The sequence below is a fragment of the Cupriavidus sp. 22TCCZM04-2 genome (assembly GCF_057798895.1).
In genome coordinates, this window is sequence record NZ_JBYOJS010000016.1 from 144,493 (window position 1) to 164,754 (window position 20,262).

15 protein-coding genes are annotated in these 20,262 nt (G+C 67.7%); 10 read left to right on the plus strand and 5 right to left on the minus strand.

Features of this window, described 5'->3' with window-relative positions; translation table 11 throughout:
- Positions 1–35 precede the first annotated feature (35 nt).
- The 4 genes from AC3FKG_RS22190 to AC3FKG_RS22205 all read right to left on the minus strand — a co-directional run bounded on the left by AC3FKG_RS22190 (position 36) and on the right by AC3FKG_RS22205 (position 7,426).
- On the minus strand, positions 36–947 hold the full coding sequence (locus tag AC3FKG_RS22190; protein WP_483713665.1) for an SDR family NAD(P)-dependent oxidoreductase: 912 nt from the start codon (positions 945–947) through the stop codon (positions 36–38).
- Positions 934–1,479 carry an AMP-binding protein gene (locus AC3FKG_RS22195; RefSeq protein WP_483713664.1) on the minus strand — a complete coding sequence of 182 codons (546 nt, stop codon included), beginning with the start codon at positions 1,477–1,479 and terminating at the stop codon, positions 934–936. Before AC3FKG_RS22195 ends, AC3FKG_RS22190 begins: the two co-directional genes overlap by 14 nt.
- Positions 1,480–1,645: 166 nt before the next feature.
- Positions 1,646–5,440, minus strand: a complete 3,795-nt coding sequence (locus AC3FKG_RS22200) for a LuxR C-terminal-related transcriptional regulator (RefSeq protein ID WP_488744133.1) — start codon at positions 5,438–5,440, stop codon at positions 1,646–1,648.
- 81 nt (positions 5,441–5,521) lie between these two features.
- Positions 5,522–7,426 (minus strand): AMP-binding protein, encoded by a 1,905-nt coding sequence (locus AC3FKG_RS22205; RefSeq protein ID WP_488744134.1) that lies wholly within the window; start codon positions 7,424–7,426, stop codon positions 5,522–5,524.
- 229 nt (positions 7,427–7,655) lie between these two features.
- Here AC3FKG_RS22205 and AC3FKG_RS22210 point away from each other — a divergent pair, with 229 nt between their 5' ends.
- The 9 genes from AC3FKG_RS22210 to AC3FKG_RS22250 all read left to right on the plus strand — a co-directional run bounded on the left by AC3FKG_RS22210 (position 7,656) and on the right by AC3FKG_RS22250 (position 18,674).
- On the plus strand, positions 7,656–8,396 hold the full coding sequence (locus tag AC3FKG_RS22210) for an IclR family transcriptional regulator (protein ID WP_483713660.1): 741 nt from the start codon (positions 7,656–7,658) through the stop codon (positions 8,394–8,396).
- A 21-nt stretch (positions 8,397–8,417) separates the two neighbouring features.
- Positions 8,418–8,855 (plus strand): hypothetical protein, encoded by a 438-nt coding sequence (locus tag AC3FKG_RS22215; protein ID WP_488744135.1) that lies wholly within the window; start codon positions 8,418–8,420, stop codon positions 8,853–8,855.
- Positions 8,852–9,445: a DUF2889 domain-containing protein gene (locus AC3FKG_RS22220; RefSeq protein WP_488744136.1), complete on the plus strand. Its 594-nt coding sequence runs from the start codon at positions 8,852–8,854 to the stop codon at positions 9,443–9,445. Before AC3FKG_RS22215 ends, AC3FKG_RS22220 begins: the two co-directional genes overlap by 4 nt.
- A 117-nt stretch (positions 9,446–9,562) precedes the next feature.
- Positions 9,563–10,564: a Bug family tripartite tricarboxylate transporter substrate binding protein gene (locus AC3FKG_RS22225; RefSeq protein ID WP_483713657.1), complete on the plus strand. Its 1,002-nt coding sequence runs from the start codon at positions 9,563–9,565 to the stop codon at positions 10,562–10,564.
- A 47-nt stretch (positions 10,565–10,611) separates the two neighbouring features.
- Positions 10,612–11,778: a thiolase domain-containing protein gene (locus AC3FKG_RS22230; protein ID WP_488744137.1), complete on the plus strand. Its 1,167-nt coding sequence runs from the start codon at positions 10,612–10,614 to the stop codon at positions 11,776–11,778.
- Positions 11,779–11,812: 34 nt separating this feature from the next.
- Complete coding sequence (locus AC3FKG_RS22235; RefSeq protein ID WP_483713654.1) at positions 11,813–12,211, plus strand: Zn-ribbon domain-containing OB-fold protein; 399 nt, start codon at positions 11,813–11,815, stop codon at positions 12,209–12,211.
- 85 nt (positions 12,212–12,296) lie between these two features.
- On the plus strand, positions 12,297–14,390 hold the full coding sequence (locus AC3FKG_RS22240; RefSeq protein ID WP_488744138.1) for an acetate--CoA ligase family protein: 2,094 nt from the start codon (positions 12,297–12,299) through the stop codon (positions 14,388–14,390).
- Between the two features lie 153 nt (positions 14,391–14,543).
- Positions 14,544–18,266: an alkyl sulfatase dimerization domain-containing protein gene (locus AC3FKG_RS22245; protein WP_488744139.1), complete on the plus strand. Its 3,723-nt coding sequence runs from the start codon at positions 14,544–14,546 to the stop codon at positions 18,264–18,266.
- A 12-nt stretch (positions 18,267–18,278) separates the two neighbouring features.
- The gene (locus AC3FKG_RS22250; protein ID WP_488744140.1) at positions 18,279–18,674 is read left to right on the plus strand and encodes a hypothetical protein; all 396 of its coding nucleotides are present in this window, start codon (positions 18,279–18,281) and stop codon (positions 18,672–18,674) included.
- Between the two features lie 124 nt (positions 18,675–18,798).
- Here the strand turns inward: AC3FKG_RS22250 and AC3FKG_RS22255 are convergent, their stop codons facing one another.
- Complete coding sequence (locus AC3FKG_RS22255; RefSeq protein ID WP_488744141.1) at positions 18,799–19,371, minus strand: Crp/Fnr family transcriptional regulator; 573 nt, start codon at positions 19,369–19,371, stop codon at positions 18,799–18,801.
- Positions 19,372–19,434: 63 nt separating this feature from the next.
- Between AC3FKG_RS22255 and AC3FKG_RS22260 the strand changes: the two genes are divergently transcribed.
- Positions 19,435–20,246, plus strand: a protein-coding gene (locus AC3FKG_RS22260) for an IS5 family transposase (RefSeq protein WP_488743105.1) whose coding sequence is annotated in 2 segments (ribosomal slippage) — positions 19,435–19,774 and positions 19,774–20,246 — 813 coding nt in all. Because the reading frame shifts where the segments join, the coding sequence is not laid out codon by codon here.
- Positions 20,247–20,262: the final 16 nt, after the last annotated feature.

A 20,262-nucleotide genomic window follows, 5' to 3' on the forward strand; every position in this document is an offset into this window, starting at 1 on the left:
CCCCTGCCGTTCATGGGAGAGGCGAAAATCGTCCGTCAGACCGGGTCCCAGGCGAACGCGTCACGCGACAGGTCGAGCGGGAAGAACGACGGCTTGAACATCGGGATGGCGCGCTCCACGCAGGTCTGCACGGTCCAGCCGGCGTCGTTGTGGGCGGTGCGGATCGGGCGCGGCTGCGACATCAGGTAGATCTCGTTGCTGCGCACGCCGAAGATCTGACCATTGACGTCGCTGGCCTGGTCGGTCAGCAGGGCCAGCGTGAACGGGGCGATCTTGCCCGGCTCCATGCGCATCAGCACCTGCATGCGTGCCTTGGCTTCGGGCGTCTCGGTGGGGATGCTGCCGACCATGCGCGTGAAGGCGAACGGCGCGATGCAGTTCGAGCGCACGTTGAACTTCTTCATGTCGAGCGCAATGGCCTTGGACAGGCCGACGATGCCCATCTTGGCCGCCGCGTAGTTGGCCTGCCCCACGTTGCCGATCAGGCCCGAGGTCGAGGTCATGTGCACGTAGGCGCCGCTTTCCTGCGCCTTGAAGTGCGGAGCGGCCGCGCGCGATACGTTCCAGGTGCCTTTCAGGTGCACGCGGATCACGGCGTCGAATTCCTCTTCGGTCATCTTGTGGAACATCACGTCGCGCAGGTTGCCGGCGTTGTTGACCACGCCGTCCACGCGGCCGTACAGGTCCATGGCCTGCTGGATGATCTTCTGCGCCGAGCCCCAGTCGGCCACGCTATCGGTGTTGGCCGCGGCTTCGCCGCCGAAGGCCTTGATCTCGTCGACGGCCTGCTGCGCGGGGCCGGCGCTGCCGCCGGAACCGTCGATGTTCACACCGAGGTCGTTGACGATGACGCGCGCGCCCTGGCGGGCGGCTTCCAGGGCGATGCCCTTGCCAACGCCGGCACCGGCGCCGGTGACGATGACAACCTTTCCTTCAAGTAAGCTCATGCTTTGTACTCCATGTGTCGAGGGGGTAAGTGTGGGGAAGCGGTGCGATGCCCGCCGAGAGCGCGCCGGCAAAGTCGTGCAGGCCCGGACGCTTCGGCGCGCTGCCGCAGACGATGCAGCCGTACAGGGTGCCGTCGTCGAGCAGCGGCGCGAGTTCCGGCAACGATGCTGGCGTGACGACGGCTGCGCGCGCTCCTGACCCAGGCGCGCGCGCGAACAGATCGAGCGGGACGGCCCGGGCGGCGCACCGCGCAATCGCGAACACGGCGACCGCCCGCTGCGGGCCGTCATCGAGCGACAGCAACACGCTGGCGCCCCCGCGCACGCCCAGCCGCTGTTGCATGTAGCCGGCGAGCATCTGGCTGGCGTCGAGCAGCTTGCCGTAGGACATGCCGCCAGCCGGGAACGCACTGGCATCGGGCGTCGCCGCCGCGCATGCTGCGAGCCGTGCAAACAGGGCCTCGCCAGCAAGCTCCGCGCATGGCGGAATGCCTTCAGGCCAGTTTGCGAGAGTCGGTGCGGATCGGGACATGGCGACGCCGTGCGGAGGTCTGTCGGAATGATTGCCATCATCGCGGGTAGCCCGCCGGGGGGGTACTCCCCAACGCAGGTGGCAGCGCGCCGAAAGGACTTATGCAGAGGATGACGGTGGAACTTATGCGCAGCGCACATGGCGCCGCCGGCGCAGGCGGCACACATCACGCGGCCCGCGCCACCAGCTCGCCAGCCGCGAGATCTCGCAGCCGGGCCGCCGCCTTGCCGCGGCCGTCGACGCCGAGCTTTACGTAGATGTTCTTCAGGTGCCATTTCACCGTTTCCGGCGACAGGTTCAGCACCGATGCGATCTTCTTGTTCGACATCGCCTGCGCGAGCAGGCCGAGGATCTCGCTCTCGCGCTCGCTGAGCGCGGGCGTGGAAGACTGCCCGCGGGCGCCGTGTTCCGACGCGACGTTCGCGCTGGTTCCGGCCGCCGCGAGCAGACGCTTGACATAGAATTCCAGCACCGGCTCGTGCAGCGGCGTTCGCGCAAGGGCGGCGAAGGCCTCCGGCACGCTGGCGGTTGCATCCAGCAGCGAGCGCAGCAGGCCGGTGCCGTGCCCCATGCGGATGGCGCGGGCAAACGCATCTCGCGCCGCGCCATCGTGATGCAGGGCCTGCTGCACCAACGCGCGCTGCAGATGCAGGCTGGCTGCGCCGGGGACACTGCCTGCCGCCGATGCCAGCACCGCGTCGATCATGGCGGCGGCGCCGGCATGGTCCTGCGTGGACATCGCCATTTCGATGCGTCCAAGCGCGGCCACCAGCCGGATCCTGTCGCCTCGCGTCCCGTCAGGATGCTTTTCGGCCAGCGCGGCCACGCACTGCAATACCGTGTTGGCACGTTCGGTCTCACCCTGCTGCAAATGGCGGCGCAGGCGCAGCACCAGCGCCTCGGCGAGCACGCGGTCCAGCCCGAAGCGCACGGCATAGGCTTCCAGCCGGTCCAGGCAGGCGATGGCCTGCGCGCGCCGGCCCGCCAGCCAGTGCGCATTGGACAGCACCATCAGCACGCGCAACACGACATCCGGCAACGACACGCGTTCCAGCCTGGCAATGCGCGGCTCCAGCAACCGGCAGGCGGCCTCGGGATCGTTGGCCTCGTAGAGAATGTCAGCCAGCAGGCCAGCGGCCAGGCAGGCGAGCCCGACATAGGCCGGCCCCTGCCGCTCCGCTTCGCGCAGCACGTCGCGCGCGTGCTGGCCGGCGCGCTCCGCCTGCCCCTCCAGCGCGAGACTGGTAGCCCGGATGTAGCGTCCGAACAGCGAACTGCGCGGCGCGCCGGTGCGCAGTGCGATGTCGTCCTGCAGCCGGCGGACCTCGTCGTACTCGCCCCGCTGCAGGAACAGCCACGACAGCACGTTGCTGCGCGACGACCATGCAAGATCGTCGGCGCCGGGCGGGATGTCCCACAACTGCGGGAGCATGTCGAGTACGGTGTCGGGATCGTCCAGTTGCAGCGCGAGGCCGGCGCGCAGCAGGCAGAGCGTGTAGGCGCGAGCCGGGTCGGCCACGTCGTGCGCGGAGAGTTCGTCCAGGGTGTGCCGCAGCCCGTCCACGTCGCGGGCATAGAGCTGCAGGTAGCCCTTCACGACCAGCAGGCCGTGGCGCAGCCGCACTTGCGCGGACGGCAGCAGCCGCAGCAAGGCCGAAAGCTGGCTCAGCTCGCCACGCGCCAGCAGGGCCCGGCCGCAAGCTTCGACCATGGCCGCCGCGGCGGCTTCGTCGCCCGCGCGCACGGCGTGGAATACGGCGTCGTCGAGCCGGCCGCGCGCGTCGAACCAGGACCATGCGGCGGCGTGCAACGCCTGGCGGTCGGATTCCGGCAACTGGCCCAGCCGCTCGAGCAGCGTCTCGCGCAGCAGCGGATGGATGCGGTACCACGGCTCGCGGCCGGTACTGCTCACCTGCGCCAGGAAGAGGTTGTCTGCCTCCAGCCGCGCCAGGCGCGCGTTGATGTCGGCTTCCTGCTTCCCCAGCATCAACGCGCACAACGCCACGCAGAAGGACTGGCAGGTCGCCATGCGCACCAGCATGTCGAGGTCGTCCGGGGCGAGCCGGACCACCACCTCCCGCTCGAAGTACGCGACGAAGCCGCGCGCATCCCGCACCGGCACGACCGGATAGCCAGCGCCGCGGCGGGCACGCAGGTCGACGGCAAACAGCTGCAGGCCTGCCACCCAGCCGTCGGTCAGTTCGTGGATAGCGGCGGCGTCGCGCGGGTCGATGGTGCCCAGTTGCAGGCGCAGGAACCGCTCGGATTCGTCGGCGGTGAAGCACAGGTCGCGCATGTCGAACTCTGCGACCCCGCCCTGAGCACGCAGGCGCTCAAGAGCCAGCGGCAGCGCGCTGCGTGAAGCGAAGGCAAGGTGCAACTGGGGCGGGGCATAGTCGACCAGCCACTGCAGCGCCTGGATGATGCGCGGCGAGGTCACGTGGTGGAGATCGTCCAGGATCAGCACCAGGTCGCGCTGGCGCTGGCCAAGTGCCTGCACCAGCTGGATGACCCAGTGCTCGATGGCCGGCGCATCGCACTCGCCGCCCGGCGCCGTGGTTTCGCGCGTCAATGACGGATCGACGGCTTGGAGGCTGGCCGACAGGCACTCGAAGAAGCGGTCCGGGGCGTTGTCCTCGGCGCCCAGCGCCAGCCAGCAGACATCGAAGCCGAGCAAAATCAGTGTCTTGCGCCAGGCCGCCAGCGTGGTGGACTTGCCGCTGCCAGCCTGCCCCTGCACGACGACGCAGCGGCGCCGGCGGGCGTCCTGCAGTCTCGCCATCAATGCCTCGCGCACAATCATCTGCCCGCCTCGGCGCGGCGGCAGCAGCTTGGCGCAATCCACCGGCTCCGCTGCCTCACGGGTGGATTTCGGGCCCGCAGTCTCCCCGGCGGACGGCACGGCAAGCGGCGGCGGCGGGAGATCGGAATCTGCCGCGGTACGGGCCCGTTCCTGTGTCCAAGGTGCCGTCTGCCGGGGCGGCACTGCGGGCAGCACGCCGCCAGGCTGTCCGTCGTCGCCGTGGCGCACCCAGCGCAAGGGCCATTGGACAGGTTCGCTCATGAACGCAAGGATCTGCGGAATGCCGGCAGGCAGTCCGCACGCCGCGTCCCGCAGCAGCAACTGCACCGCGCGCCGCCAGGCCGGCGCGCCCGCGACGGGATGCACGACGAGCCGGGGGTGGCAGGCCAGCCATTCGCGGACGCCCGGATGCTGCTGCGCGAGATGGTTGTCCGCGATGAGGTGAACCATGGTGCCATCCGGAGTGGCGCTTTCCAGCTCGCGGAGGAACTCGAGCCAGTCAGACGGCCGGGCCGCGTGTGGTACGGACATGGCAGCCGGCACGGCGGCGGCATCGGCGTCGAGCAGTTGCAGCGCGGTCATGAACGAAGTGGCGAGATGACGCTGCATGGCCGTGCCCGGCCGCGCGGGCTGCGCTTCCCGTCCTCCCGCGCCGCAGATGACGGCCAGCGCGTGTTCGCGCGGGGCAACGTACACGCCGACGATATCGACCGGCCCGCCATCGACATCAAGGCCCGCCAACGCCCGGCTTTCCAGACGCACCGGCAAACCCGTGGACCGCCAGTGGCGCGACACGCTGGACGCGCTGACCCCAAGCGCGACGGCAAGGCTGCGCGTGCTCAGCTGCGCAGTGGCGGGCTCGCTGGCCAGCTCCACGAGCCGCCCCACATCCACCCGGACCGGCGGCGCGCCGCGCGGCAGATCGTGCTCGATGCCGGCCATCCGCGACTGCGCATAGCGGTCGCGCCAGCGCGCCACTTGCACGCGGCCCACGCCTAGTTGGGCGGCGATCTCCTTGTTCTGGCTGCCTTCGGCGGCCAGCAGGATGATGCGGGCGCGCAGGGCGAGCCGGGGATTGGCCGGACTGGCGGCCGCGGCGGCGGCTTGCAGGTCGGCGCGCTCGTTGTCGGACAGGAGTATTTGCGGGGCAATGCGCATGATGGATCCTCGGGTTGACGGATCGGGAAGACGGCTCTGGTACACGGCCGGGGCGCGGCGGGCGCCCCCGGGGCGCGGCGGTCAGGCCCCCCGTGCGACCGACGCGGCGGGCGGCTCCGCGTACAGTTCGCCGATCAGGCTGGCGCGGCGCTCGCGCGTGGTGGCCTGGTTGATATAGCCCTTGTCGGCGATCTCGCCGGCATCGATGGACGGCGGCTCCGCCATCAGCAGCACGCGCCGCGCCTGCTGGCTCGCGGAACCTTTCATCGCCCGCAGGCGTTCGGACAGGGCCGCCACGACGATGGGATGCGACACAAGCTGTTCGGCTGGCAATCCCGTCAATTCCGACGCCAGGCGCTGGCAGGCCACCGCGTTGGGCCACGCCAGCGCGGCCACGAAGTCGCGGTCGTGGCCGCAGACGACCGCATCGGCCAGCAGCGGCGCGCATTGCTCCAGCAATGCCACGCGCACGGCGCCGGTCCGCACCCACGTGCCGTTACTGAGCTTGAAGTCCTCCACGCAGCGGCCGGCGTAGCGCAAGCCGGCGCCGGGCACCGCCGGGTCGACCATGCGGGCGGCGTCGCCCATGCAATAGAAGCCCTCGTCGTCGAAGGCGGCGGCGCTCAGTTCCGGCTGTTGCAGGTAGCCGGAGAAGATGTTGCGGCCGCGCATGCGGACTTCGTAGCGGCCGTCGCCGCCGTCGAGCGGCACCAGTTTCAGCTCCACGCCGGGGACCGGCATGCCAAGGTTGCCGGTGTCGTCGGCGGGCTGGCTGAAGTTCAGCCCCATCGCCGTGGTTTCGGTGGAGCCGAAGCCGCTGGTGAAGAGGATGCGCGCGCCAGCCACGCGCTCGGCCACGCGCTGGAAGCGCGCCTGTACATCGGCCGGCAGGCTGGCACCGCCGTAGCTGACGAACATCAGGCGCGAGAAGAACGCCTGCGCCAGCGCCTCGTCGCGCTCCAGCTCAGTCACGAGCATGCTCCACGCCGCCGGCACGGTGGCGAACATCGTCGGGGAGATCTCGCGCAGGTTCTGCACGGTGCGGGCGAACTGCGCCGGGGTGGGACGGCCATCGTCGATATAGAACGAGGCGCCGAGCACGAAGGCCCGGCCGACGTTGCCGATGCCGCCGAATACGTGGTTCCAGGGCAGCCAGTCGAGCACCACGGCGCCCTGGTAGACGGGATCGCCGTGGGCGAACAGGAACTGACCCATGAGCGCCTGGATGCTGTCGTAGGTAATCGTGACGCCCTTGGGCGCGCCGGTGGAGCCCGACGTGAAGAAATAGCGCGCGGTATCCGTGGCGGCGATCCCGGCGTGCGCCGATTCCACACGGTCTGCGCGCACTGGGGTGAGCGGCGTGTCCTGAAGCGCCGTCCAGTCAACCTGGCCGTCCGCCGCCCCTTCGGCGACGATCACCGCACCAGCCGGCAGGCCCAGCGCGCCGATGGCCCGTGCGAACGGCGCGGCAGCCTGCACGAACACCGCGGACGGGCGCAGCAGCGCATGAATGCCGCGCAGGCGTGCAAAGTCCTGGCTCTGCAGCGAATAGGCCGGCGACACCGCCGCCGTGGGAATTCCCACGTACTCGGCCGCCGCCACCAGCAGGGCGTGCTCGATGGAGTTGCCCGACAGGATCATCAACGGCCGCTCCCGCGACAGGCCCATCTCCAGCAGGCCCGCCGCCACGCTGCGCATGCGCTCGTAGAACTGTGCCCACGTGACCAGGCGCCATGCGCCGGACGCATCGCGCTGGCCGATCGCGGTCTGCCTGCCGCGCTCGTCGGCCCAGCGGCGCGCCCAGGCGCTGAACGTCAGATAGGGCACGGGAACGGGCGCCCGTACCGGGCGCACCAGCACGGTGCCGTCCACGCGGACCTCATGGGCAACGGGCGACACGCGCAGGGCTGCGTCGCGATAGCGGGGCATGGCGGTGGGCTGTGCGGTGGGGGAAGCGGCGGCAGCCGTTCCGGTGGATTGCGACATCTCTACGGTCTCCTGGCGTTCTGGAGGGGCCAATCGGGAATCAATCGGCCCCTCTCCTCAAGGGAGGCGCAATTTAAGCGAATCCCCTTGACTACGAAATACAGGATAATGTTACTATATTTCGTATGATTTGACAGACTCCTTTCGTAGGGACGAACCCTGAAACACGTAAAGGTGCAGCGAAAGGCACCCCTGTCAATATGCCGCGCTTTCCGGAGACCGCACAGCGATGCCCACCCTGATCCCCTCCGCCAGCCGCGCCATGGCGGTTTTCGAAGTGTTTGCGCGCGAAAAGCGCGAGCTTTCGAACGCTGACATGGCCCGCCTGCTCCAGGTGGCCGAGAGCAGCACGTCCGACCTGCTGCACACCCTGCACTCGCTGGGATATCTGATGCGAACGGCTCGCACGCGCCGCTTCTATCCGACCGGTCGGATGCTGGAAACCGCCCGCCAGATCGCCGAGAACGATCCGCTGACGGTCGCCGCGCAGGAAGCCGCGGAGCAACTTGGCGCCCGCAGCGACGAAAGCGCCTTCGTCGGTGTGCCAGACCCGACTTGCGTGAAAGTGGTCGCTACGCAGCCCAGCCGGCTGCCCCTGCGCTACATCCTCGACGTGGGTGCGCGTGCCAGCTTTCACGCCTGTGCACTGGGCAAGGCGCTGCTGTCGCTGCTGCCGGAAGACGAGGCCCGCGCCCGCCTGGCCCGGCATGCGCTGCGTCCGCTGACCTCCCACACCATGCTCGACGTGGACGCGCTGATGGCCCAGGTGGCCGAAGGCCACGAGCGTGGCTGGTGGGAGTCGCGCGAGGAAGGCAGCGAGGGGGTCTATGGCCTGGCCGTCTCGGGCTGGCTGGGCGACCAGCCGGTGGGGCTGTCGCTCGCCGGGCCCGCCGAGCGCATGAGGAAGAACCGGGAAGCCTATCTGACGGTGCTGCGCGGGGTGCGCAATGCGCTGCTCACCAATAGCTGAACCCTGCAGGTAGCCGTCGCCATGCCGCAGTACACCGCCCCCCCGATGGAAGGACTGATGGACCTGCTGCACGAGGTCCGCCAGTTCAGCCGCGACCTCCAGCAGTCCGCCCGCCGCGCCGCGCCGGCCCGCGGGCCGAATGCCTACCGCGACACGCTCCATGCCCTGATCGACCGCCGCATGCAGTGCGACGACGCGCACGGGCGCATCGTTTGCTACGCCTCGGCCGCCGAGCTGGGCGTGCCCGTGGAACTGCCCGCCGAACAGTGCAGGCAGGCCATGAGCGGCGGCCTCGGCTTCGGGCTGCGCGTGCTGTTCTGGGCGGCGCACCGCCGCATGATCGCGACGCGTTCCGTCCGTAACTGGGCGGGGCTGGCACCGCACCCTGTCCGTCCCGCGACCCTGAACCACCCGGCCACCGCGACTATGCGCGGCGCCGCCGGCCCGGAGACACCATGACGACCGCCCCCACCATCAACCGCCGCCCGCTCCACACGCGGACCGTTACCTGCACCGGCTTCCTGCGTGACGACGGCTTAATCGACATCGAAGGCGAGATGCAGGACATCACGCCGACCGGCACGGACCTGCTGTTCAAGATGGTGCCGCCGGGCGGAGCCATTCACCATATGCGCCTGACGCTGACCATCGACCGTGACATGGTCATCCACGATGTGACAGCGCGCATCCAGGCTGGCCCCACCCAGTACTGCCCGGAGATCGAATCCGCCTATGCCGGGCTGAAGGGCCTGCAGATCCGCGGCGGCTTCCTCCAGCAGGCCAAGGCCATCGTGGGCGGCGTGAAGGGCTGCACGCACCTGACCGAACTGCTGGGGCCGATGGCGACCACAGCCATGCAGTCGGCCATGGCGATCATGCGCGCCGAGCGCAACGGGCGCCGCCCGATGGACGGCGAAGGGCCGATGCCGCGCCCTGCGCTGATCGGCTCGTGCCACACCTATCGCTTGGGCAGTCCGGCGGTGGACTACCTGTGGCCGGTCAAGCGGCGGATGCCGGAGGACCTCGCCGACTCCACACCGTCCGCCTGACCTAGTCAATCCAGGGAGACCGCCGCATGGCCTGAGACACGTCCGAGGTTCCAGCGTTGCCCGTACTACCCCTGCAGCACCAGACAAAACCATCCGTCACGACATGGAGGAGACAGCATGACAAGTTTTGCAGGCCGGACCCGGCCTTTGATCCCCGCGCTGGTGGCCATGACCACCCTGCTCCCGCCGGCCCTTCCGGCCGCCGCGCAGTCGCAGCCCGCGCAGACCTATCCGGACCGCCCGGTGCGGATCGTGTCGATCACGAGCGCCGGCACCGGCGCCGACGATTACACCCGCCTGCTGGCGAAGTATCTCGGCCAGAAGCTCGGACAGAGCTTCGTCGTGGAGAACAAGCCGGGCGGCAACATGATCATTGCCAGCGATTACGTCGCCAAGTCCGCGCCGGACGGGTACACGCTGCTGTTGTCGGCCTCGGGCGCCATGGCGGCCAATCCGTTCCTGTTCAGCAAGCTGCCGTACGACCCGCTGAAGGACTTCGTACCCATCGCTCGCATGTCGCTGCTGCCGGTGGTGCTCGTGGTGCCGGGCGATTCGCCCTTCCACTCGCTGGCGGATCTGGTGGCTGCCGCGCGCGCCAGGCCGGGCAAGCTGAATTTCGGCACCTCGAGCACGGGCTACCGCACCATCGTCGCCAACTTCAACGACGCGGCGAAGATCCAGGCCACCAGCGTGCCGTACAAGTCCATGAGCAACCTGCTGCCTGACCTGATGACCGGCATCGTCGACTACGGCGTGGTCGAGGTGTCGGCCGCCGTTCCGCACCTCCAGTCCGGCAAGCTGCGGGCGCTGGCCGTGACCAGCCCGGCGCGCCTGCCGCAACTGAAGGACGTGCCGACCATGGCCGAAGCCGGTCTGCCGCGCGCCGGCGTGAACTCCTGGACCGCGCTGTTCGCCCCGGCCGGCACGCCGCAGCCCATCGTCGACAAGCTCTCGCGCTACACGCTGGAGTTCGTCAACTCCCCGGAGGCCGCGTCGCACTACGCCCAGCGCGGCGCGACGCCGTTTCCCGGCAACGGCACCGAACTGCGCGCCACCATCGTGGCCGATCAGCAGATGTGGAAGCGCCTGATCTCCCTCGCCGGCATCGAGCCGGAATGACAGGCCGGTTCCATCCCCATCACCCCCTCCCCTGCAAGGAAGCAAGCATGAGCATCAATGGCAAGGCCTATATCGTCGGTGCGTACGAGCACCCCACCCGCAAGGCGCCGGACAAGACCGTCGCCCAATTGCACGCCGAATGCGCCAAGGGCGCGCTCGAAGATGCCGGCCTGACGATGGCCGACGTCGACGGCTATTTCTGCGCCGGCGATGCGCCCGGACTGGGCGTTCTGAACATCGTCGACTACCTGGGCCTGAAGGTCCGCCACGTCGACTCCACGGAGACCGGCGGGTCATCGTACCTGGCGCACGTGTCGCACGCGGCGCAAGCCATCGCCATGGGCAAGTGCAATGTGGCGCTGATCACGCTGGCGGGCCGCCCGCGCTCGGAAGGCTCCAGCGGCACCAGGGCGCGCAACTGGGGCCCGGACCTGCCCGACATGCCGTTCGAGGCGCCCTACAGCCCGCTTACCGTCAACTCGTATGCGATGGTCGCCCAGCGCCACATGTATGAGTACGGCACCACGTCCGAGCAACTGGCATGGATCAAGGTGGCCGCGTCGCACCACGCGCAGCACAATCCCCACGCCATGCTGCGCAAGGTGGTGACGGTGGAAGACGTGGTGAATTCGGAACTCGTCTCCGATCCGCTGCACAAGCTCGATTGCTGCGTGGTGTCCGATGGCGGCGGCGCGCTGATCGTGGCCCGCCCGGAAATTGCCGCAACGCTGAAGCGCCCGAAGGTGAAGATCCTCGGCGCCGGCGAGCACGTCAAGGGCCAGCTCGGCGGACAGGTCGACCTGACGTGGTCGGCGGCGAAAGTGTCCGGCGCGGCGGCATTCGCCGAAGCGGGCGTCACGCCGGCCGACATCCGGTACGCGTCGATCTACGACAGCTTCACCATCACCGTGCTGATGCAGCTGGAAGACCTGGGCTTCTGCAAGAAGGGCGAAGGCGGCAAGTTCGTGATGGACGGCAACCTGATCTCGGGCGTCGGCAAGCTGCCCTTCAATACCGATGGCGGCGGCCTCTGCAACAACCACCCGGCCAACCGCGGCGGCATCACCAAGGTGATCGAGGCCGTGCGCCAGCTGCGCGGCGAAGCGCATCCGGCCGTGCAGGTCCCGAACTGCCATCTCGCCCTCGCCCAGGGCACCGGCGGGCTGCTCGGCTCGCGCCACGGGAGCGCCACGCTGATCCTCGAACGCGAGTGAGCAAGCCCCGACAGACCCTTCACGGAATCAAGCCATGACCACCCCTCACACTCCCACCGTTCTGAAGGCGCCGACCGAGTATCCGGACAACGCCGAATTCTGGGCCGCCGCCCGCGAAGGCCGCCTGCTGGTGAAGCACTGCGACGACTGCGGCAAGCCGCACTGGTATCCGCGCACGTTGTGCCCGCACTGCATGGGCACCACGAGCTGGAAGCAGGCCAGCGGCCGCGGCACCGTCTATTCGTACAGCGTCACCCGCCGCGCCGGCCCGACGCCGTTCTGCATGGCCTACGTCACGCTGGAAGAAGGCGTGACGATGATGACCCAGATCGTCGATTGCGATCTCGATACCGTGCGCATCGGCCAGAAGGTCGAACTGACCTTCACGCCCACCGACAACGGGCCGCCGATGCCGACGTTCCGGCCGGTCTGATACGTCTCGACCGCCTTGCCACATGCCGGCCGCCTCCATCCTGGCGGCCGGCGCTCCTGTGACAATCCCACTCCGCACACCACCCATGATCACCACCCCATCGCTGGACCGCCTGCTAGCGCCGCGCTCCGTCGCCGTCATCGGCGCTTCGGACGACCGCGCCCGCATCGGCGGCCGCCCCATCGCTTCCATGCTCAGGCTCGGCTACGCCGGGCGCATCCTGCCCGTCAACCCGAACCGCGCGACGGTGCAGGGCCTGACCGCCTACCCCTCGGTCGACGCCCTGCCCGAAGTGCCGGACGTCGCCATCGTCGCCGTACCCGCGCCGCAGGTACTGGCGACCGTGACGGCGCTCGCGCAACGCGGCGTGCCGGGCGCCATCCTGTTCAGCGCCGGCTTTGCCGAAGTCGGCGGCGAAGGCGTGGCCATGCAGGCCGAACTGGTCGCCGCCGCGCGCCAGGGCGGCATGCGCCTGCTCGGGCCGAACTCGCTGGGGCTGGTAAACCTGCAGACCGGCTTCGTCGGCAGCTTCTCGTCGTTTGCGACGATGGAAGGCGTGCGACCCGGGCGCGTGGGCATCGTCAGCCAGTCGGGCGCCTATGGCAGCCACCTGGTGGCGGCGGCCATGGACGCGGGCGTGTATCCGTCGAACATCGTCATGACCGGCAACGAGGCCGACCTGACGCTGGGCGACATCGTCCGCCTGATGGTGGCCGACCCCAATACCGACGTGATCGCCCTCTATTCGGAAGGCATCAACGACGGCAACGGCCTGGTCGAAGCACTGAAGGCGGCACGCGCCGCGCGGAAGCCGGTGGTGATGATGAAGGTAGGCCGCAGCGAGGTGGGCGGTGCGGCGGCGCGCTCGCACACGGCGTCGATCGCGGGCGACGATGCGGTGGTCGATGCGGTGCTGGAGGAACTCGGCGTGGTGCGTGCCCGCACCACCGAGGAAATGCTCGACATTGTGCGCCTCGCCACGCGCGGCGTCTTCCCCGAGAACAACACGCTGGGCGTGATCACCGTCAGCGGCGGCGCCGGCGTGATCGTCTCGGATGCCGCCGAAGACCTCGGCCTGCCGATGCCGGAGATGCCCGCCGCCGCGCAGAAGCGCATGCTGGAAATGCTGCCGATCTGCGCGCCGCGCAATCCGGTGGACACCACCGCGCAGTTCATCAACGACCCGTCGCTTATCACGCCGTTCACCGAAGCGATGCTATCCGAGGGCGGCTATACGTCCGTGCTGGGTTTCTTCAGCTACGCCGGCTCCACGCCCGAAGTCGCCCCGCTGCTGCGCGGGCAGCTTTCGAAAGTGCGCGAGCGCTTCCCCGACCGTCTCTACGTGCTGGTGCTGCGCGGCCCGCGCGATGTGCTGGACGCCTACGAGGCCGCCGGCTTCACCGTGTTCGAGGACCCGAACCGCGCCGTGTCGGCGATCGCAGCGATGGGCCGCTTCGGCAAGGCGTTCGCTGGCAGGACGCTGGCGCCCGCGCCGGAAGTGGGCGCCGTCGCCCTGCCGGCGCAAACCCCGACCGAAGCGCAGGCCAAGCGCCTGCTCGCCGACGCGGGCATTCCGAGCGCCCCCGAGCGTACCTGCGCCGATGCGGAAGCGGCCGTTGCCGCCGCCCGCGAGATCGGCTTCCCGGTGGTTATGAAGATCCTCTCGCCGGACATCCTGCACAAGTCGGAAATCGGCGGCGTACTGCTGAACGTGCGCGACGAGAACGCCGTGCGCACCGGCTTCGCCACCCTGCTGGACCGCGCCCGCACCGCCGCCCCCACGGCGCGCATCGAGGGCGTGCTGGTCGCACGCCAGCTCAGCGGTGGCGTGGAATGCATCATGGGCATCCAGCGCGACCCGACATTCGGGCCGGTGGCGATGTTTGGCCTGGGTGGCGTGTTCGTCGAGATCCTGAAGGACGTGGTGTTCCATCGCTGTCCGTTTGGCGAGGACGTGGCCGAGGAGATGATCCGCTCGATCAAGGGCGCGCCGCTGCTGCTGGGCGCGCGCGGGCGGCCGGTGGCCGATATTCCGGCGCTGGCGAAAACGCTGTCGCGGCTGTCGGCTTTCGCCGTGGCGGCGGGTCCGCGCCTGCAGTCGGTCGACCTGAATCCCGTCATCGCCATGCCTGAGGGACAGGGGGCGTACGCGGTGGATGCGGTAATCGATCTCGGGTAGATCGCCGGAACGCAAGCCGGGGCGGCTGCATGGCCGCCCCGCAGACACGTCATCCCACTCATGAACTGATCCTGCGGAAGCCACGCGAAGTTCGCCAGAAGCCTCTTCGCGATCCGCCTTCCGTACTGGGCAAATCCGAACACAGGAGCGAATATGGAAGAGATATACGACTACATCATCGTCGGTGCAGGGTCGGCCGGGTGCGCCGTGGCCGGACGGCTTGCCGACGCCGGGGCAGGAAGCGTTGCACTGCTGGAAACGGGAGGACATGATTTCAGCCCGGCCATCACCATCCCCATCGGCATTGCGGCGACCGTGCCGAAGCCAGGCCCCTACAACTACGGCTTCGCCACGGAGCCGCAACCCGGACTGAACGGCCGTCGCGGCTACCAGCCGCGTGGACGCGGCCTCGGCGGCAGTTCGTCCATCAACGGCATGATCTATATCCGCGGCGTTCCGTCCGACTACGACGGCTGGGCAGCCGCGGGCTGCGAAGGCTGGGCGTGGGAAGACGTGCTGCCCTACTTCAAGCGCTCCGAATGCAACGAACGTCTTGCCGGACACGAAGCGGATGCGTGGCACGGCGGCCGCGGGCCGCTGCACGTGGTCGACACGCGCTCCCTCAATCCGTTCGACCGCCGCTTCGTCGAATGCGCGCAGACCGCTGGCATTCCGTACAACCACGACTTCAACGGCGCGCAGCAGGAAGGCGCCGGCTATTACCAGCGCACGCAGCGCAATGGCGAGCGCTGGAACGCCGCTCGCGCGTATCTCCATCAGGGCAACCCGGACTCGCTGAATGGCGGCCGCGCGAATCTTCGCGTACTGCCGAACACGCAGGTATTGCGCATCCTGTTCGAGGGCAAGCGGGCGGTCGGCGTGCGCGTGGAGCGCGATGGTGTCGAGAGCGTGCTGAAGGCACGCCGCGAAATCATCCTTTGCGCCGGCACGTTCGGCTCTCCGCAACTGCTGATGGCCTCGGGCATCGGGCCTGGCGCGCATTTGCGCGAACAGGGCATCGAACTTGTCGTCGATGCGCCTGCAGTCGGCCAGAACCTGCAGGAACACCCCGACATGAAGCTGCAGCATCGCCTGTCCAGCACGGACCTGTACGCAGCCACGCTGCGCGGCGGCCTGCGGCTGATCGGCGAATGGCGCCGCTACAAGAAAGAGCGGTTCGGCATGTTTGCGTCCAACATTGCCGAGACGGGAGGATTCATCAAGAGCCATCCCGACCTCGCCGATCCTGACCTGCAACTGCACTTCTCGACGACGCTGGGCGATTCAAAAAAGCGCAGCGTGCACGGCTACTGCCTGCATGTCTGCGTCCTGCGTCCCCACAGCCGCGGGCAGGTGCTGCTCGCCTCCGCCGACACGCGCATGGCTCCCCGCATTGACCAGAACCTGATGGCCGATGCGCGCGACATGGATACGATGGTCGAGGGCGTCCGCATCGCGCGGCGCATCCTGGCGCAACCTTCACTGGCGGCGTTGGGCGGCGCGGCGCACAACTACGGACATCTGCGCCTCGACGGCAGCGACGACCACGCGGTGCGCCAGTGGATCCGCGAACAGGTGGACATCATTTTCCATCCGGTCGGCACCTGCCGCATGGGCGGCGACGCGCAGTCGGTGGTCGATGCCGAGCTGCGCGTGCGCGGCGTCGAGGGTCTGCGCGTGGCGGACGCCTCGATCATGCCGACGGTGATCGGTGGCAACACGAACGCGCCGGCCATCATGATCGGCGAGAAGGCAGCCGATCTTGTCCGTGGCATCAAGCGTGCGGATGCGTATTCATTCCCGCAGCCGGCACCCAAGACGGCAGCAAGGCAGGACGCGCAGCAGGAAGGCGTGGGCATCACGCGAGCGAGCGCTTCTGCGCCCAGCACCCTGGCCTCGAACCGATGGAAGGTACTGGCGACCGCTGCTGCGCTCACCTTCGCTTCCAGCGCGCAAGTCGTGACAGCCGCCGAGCAGCCCAAGCCAGCCAGCGCAGTCACCACGGCGGCCAACGCCGCGCTGCTGCAGCAGCTTCCATTCAACGACCGCGCCGACTACGAAGAGGCCGGTCGCGGCCTGGTCGCGCCGTTCACGGGCACCATCCTCAATGCGGACGGCAAGCCCATTCGCAACACCGCGGCCTATGCCTTCCAGAGCGCGGACAAGAGCCCGGACTCGGTCAACCCGAGCCTGTGGCGCATGGCACAGCTCAACAGCCATGCTGGCCTGTTCAAGGTGACGGAGCGCATCTACCAGGTGCGGGGCGTGGACCTGGCCAACATGACCATCATCGAAGGCGATCATGGCATCGTCATCGTCGACCCGCTGATGTACACCGAGACGGCCAGGGCTGCACTTGCGCTTTACTATGCAAACCGCCCGAAAAAGCCGGTGGTGGCGGTGATCTACACGCATAGCCATGCCGACCATTTCGGCGGCGTGCGCGGCGTGGTCGATGAAGCCGACGTCAAGGCAGGCAAGGTGGCGATCTACGCGCCGGCCGGATTCATGCAGGAAGCGGTCAGCGAGAACGTCTTCGCCGGTACCGCGATGTTCCGGCGCGCTGTCTATCAGGCGGCAGCCGGCGTGCCGCGAGGCGAGTTAGGGCAGGTCGATACCGGTATCGGCAAGAGCAGCATGGCCGGCGGGACGATCAGCCTGATCGCGCCGACCGTCACGATTTCGAAGCCGTATGAGACCCGCCGCATCGCCGGCATCGACTTCGAATTCCAGTTCACGCCGGGAACCGAGGCGCCGGCCGAGATGAATTTCTACCTGCCCCAGATGCGCGCACTGTGCATGGCCGAGAACGCAACACGCACGATGCACAACATCCTCACGCCGCGCGGCGCGCTGGTGCGCGATCCGAAGGCATGGGGCAAGTTCCTGGACGAAAGCCTGGTTCGCTACGGAGACAAGGCGGAGGTCCTGCTCGCGCAGCACAACTGGCCGACCTGGGGCGGCGAGCGCATCAGGACGCTGCTGGCCGACCAGCGCGACATGTACACCTACCTCAACGACCGCACGCTGCACCTGCTGAACCAGGGCCTGACGCCGACGCAGATTTCCGAGGCGATGCAGAAGCTGCCGGGCGATCTGGAGAAAAAGTGGTATGCACGCGGCTACTACGGTTCGCTGAGCTTCAATGCGCGCGCAGTGTACCAGCGCTACCTGGGCTTCTACGATGGCAATCCGGCCAGCCTGAACCCGCTGGAACCCGAGGCGGCCGGCAAGCGCTATGTCGCCGCGATGGGCGGCGCGGACAAGGTGCTCGCGATGATGCGCCACGCCATCGCGACGGGTGACTACCGCTGGGCCGCAGAGGTCGGCAACCATCTCGTCTTCGCCGAGCCGCAGAACCAGGATGCGCGCAACGCGCAAGCCGACGCTCTCGAACAGCTTGGCTACCAGTCCGAGAATTCGCTGTGGAGAAACATGTACCTGACCGGCGCCATGGAGCTTCGCAACGGGTCCGGATCATACTCCGCGCGGCAGGCCGAAGACCTTGTGCGCGCGCTGGAACCGTCGATGTTCTTCGACTACATGGGCGTTCGGCTGGATTCGGACAAGGCTGTCGGCCACGACATGACGCTGAACTGGGTGTTCTACGACCTGGAGAAGTCCTTCGCGGTCACGCTGCGCAACGGCGTCCTGACGTATCGCGATGGCTTGCGCCATGCGACGCCCGACGCGACCGTCACGATGAGCAAGGCCACGCTGGACCGGATCAGCCTGCGCCAGATCGCACTGTCCGACGCATTGCGGACTGGCGAGGTCAAGGTCGAGGGTAATGGACGCAAGCTGACCGAGTTGATGGGCTTCATCACCACGTTTGACCCGTCCTTCAACATCGTGACGCCGATCGCGAAGCACTGATACAGCATCTTCATGGAGAGCATCGACACGTTCTGCATCAACGGCGAGTGGGTGGCTCCGGCCGCCCGCGGAACCGTGATGAACGTCGTCAACCCGGCCAGCGAGGACGCCTTCGGCAAGCTCTCGCTCGGCCCGCCGAAGACGCCGACCGCGCGGTCGCCGCGGCCCGCGCCGTTACCCCCTCCCGGTCGTAATCGACGCATTACCCTGCTTGAACGCGCGATGGCGACCTACAAGGCCCGCCTAGACGAACTCAGCGCGGCCATGCGCATCGACAAGGGTGCGCCAGTGAGCGTGTGCAACACCATTCAGGCACCAGTCGGCCCGGCACATCTTCATGTCGGCGCTCGACGCGCTGCGCAAGTTCGAATTCGAGACCGGCCATGGCAGGCACTATGTCCGATATGAGCCGATCGCCGTAGCCGCGCACGTGACGCACGCGCAGATGCGCGCTAGCGTCTCTGTGCATCCCAATGAGCCGGTCAGCTTCGACCGCGGCGGCCAGGCGCAATCCGGAATGTGGACGATATGATTACCAGTAGTCATCGTTGCCCCGCAACAGCACCGGATTCACCACCCGGATGCTTCGAAACGCAATCTCGATCAACCCGCGCCTCTCTAGTTTCTTCAAAAGCTCGTTCAACGTCTGGCGCGACACGCCGACTATTGCAGCCAGGTCCACTTGGGACACCTTGACGGTGACAGGACCAGCTTGTCCATTGCCCGGGCTCTGTAGCTGCAGCAATTCCGCCAGCTTTGAACAAACACGCTCTTCCGGGGAAATCAGCTTTGAATCCGAGATGTAGCGCAGCATGCTGGCGTAGCGCTGCGCAATGAACAGTGCGAGGTAGCGGTAGAAGATCGGATCTTCCATTGCGATTCGCTCGAATTGCGCCTTGGAAAGCAAGAATATCCGGACGTCCGTGTCAGCTATCACTGCCACGGTGGTCTTCGCATTGGTAATCAGTGCCAATGGGCCAAACCAGAAGCCGGGATCCCCTACGTGATAGAGGTTCTCCTCGCCGCCAACCAGCACGCGCGTAACGCGGACGTGGCCCTCCAGCACAGCGCCCATCGCCTTAGAAGCTGTTGCGAAATTACCCATAGGGTCTGTTAACTTTTTCGAGCCAGTGTTAACTTCCTGTCTTGTTTTGCCTGACAGGAAGCGATGCCCAGTGAACTGATAGACGACGAACTGTGGTCACTCATCGAACCGTTGCTGCCGGCGCGAGCGCCACGCAACCGCCGATATGCAGGGCGCAAGCCGACGCCGGACCGAGCGGTGCTAACTGGCATCGTGTTCGTTCTGCGCTCTGGCATCGCCTGGAACCTACTGCCGCAAGAGATGGGCTGTGGCTCGGGCACCGCCTGCTGGCGGCGGCTGGTTGCATGGCAGGAAGCTGGTGTCTGGCAATGCATCCACGAGACACTATTGGCCGAACTGCGCCGTCGCGGCCAACTCGACATGGCGCGCGCCATTGTCGACAGTTCCTCGGTTCGCGCCATGCTGGCGGGAAAAAAACTGGCCCGAACCCAACGGACCGGCGCAAGCTCGGCAGCAAGCATCACCTCATCGTCGACGCCCAAGGCATCCCGCTCGCGGTCATCCTGAGCGGCGCGAACTGCAACGACATCACGCAACTCGATGCGCTGGTCGAGGCGATACCTCCCATTCGCGGAAAGCACGGACGCCCTCTGCGCAAGCCGAAAATTGTCCAAGGCGACCGGGGCTACAGTTCCGAGCCACACCGACAGCGCTTGCGCAAGCGCGGCATCACGCCCGTGCTTGCCAAGATCGGCTCGCCTCACGGCAGTGGACTCGGCAAAACGCGCTGGGTCGTGGAGCGCTCGATTGCTTGGCTCCACTCCTTCAGGCGCTTGAAAATTCGATACGAACGATATGCCCATGTCCACGAAGCCTTCCTGTCACTTGCCTGTTCATTGATTTGCTGGAGCAGGCTAAAGCCCTGCATGAACTAATTTCGCAACAGCCTCT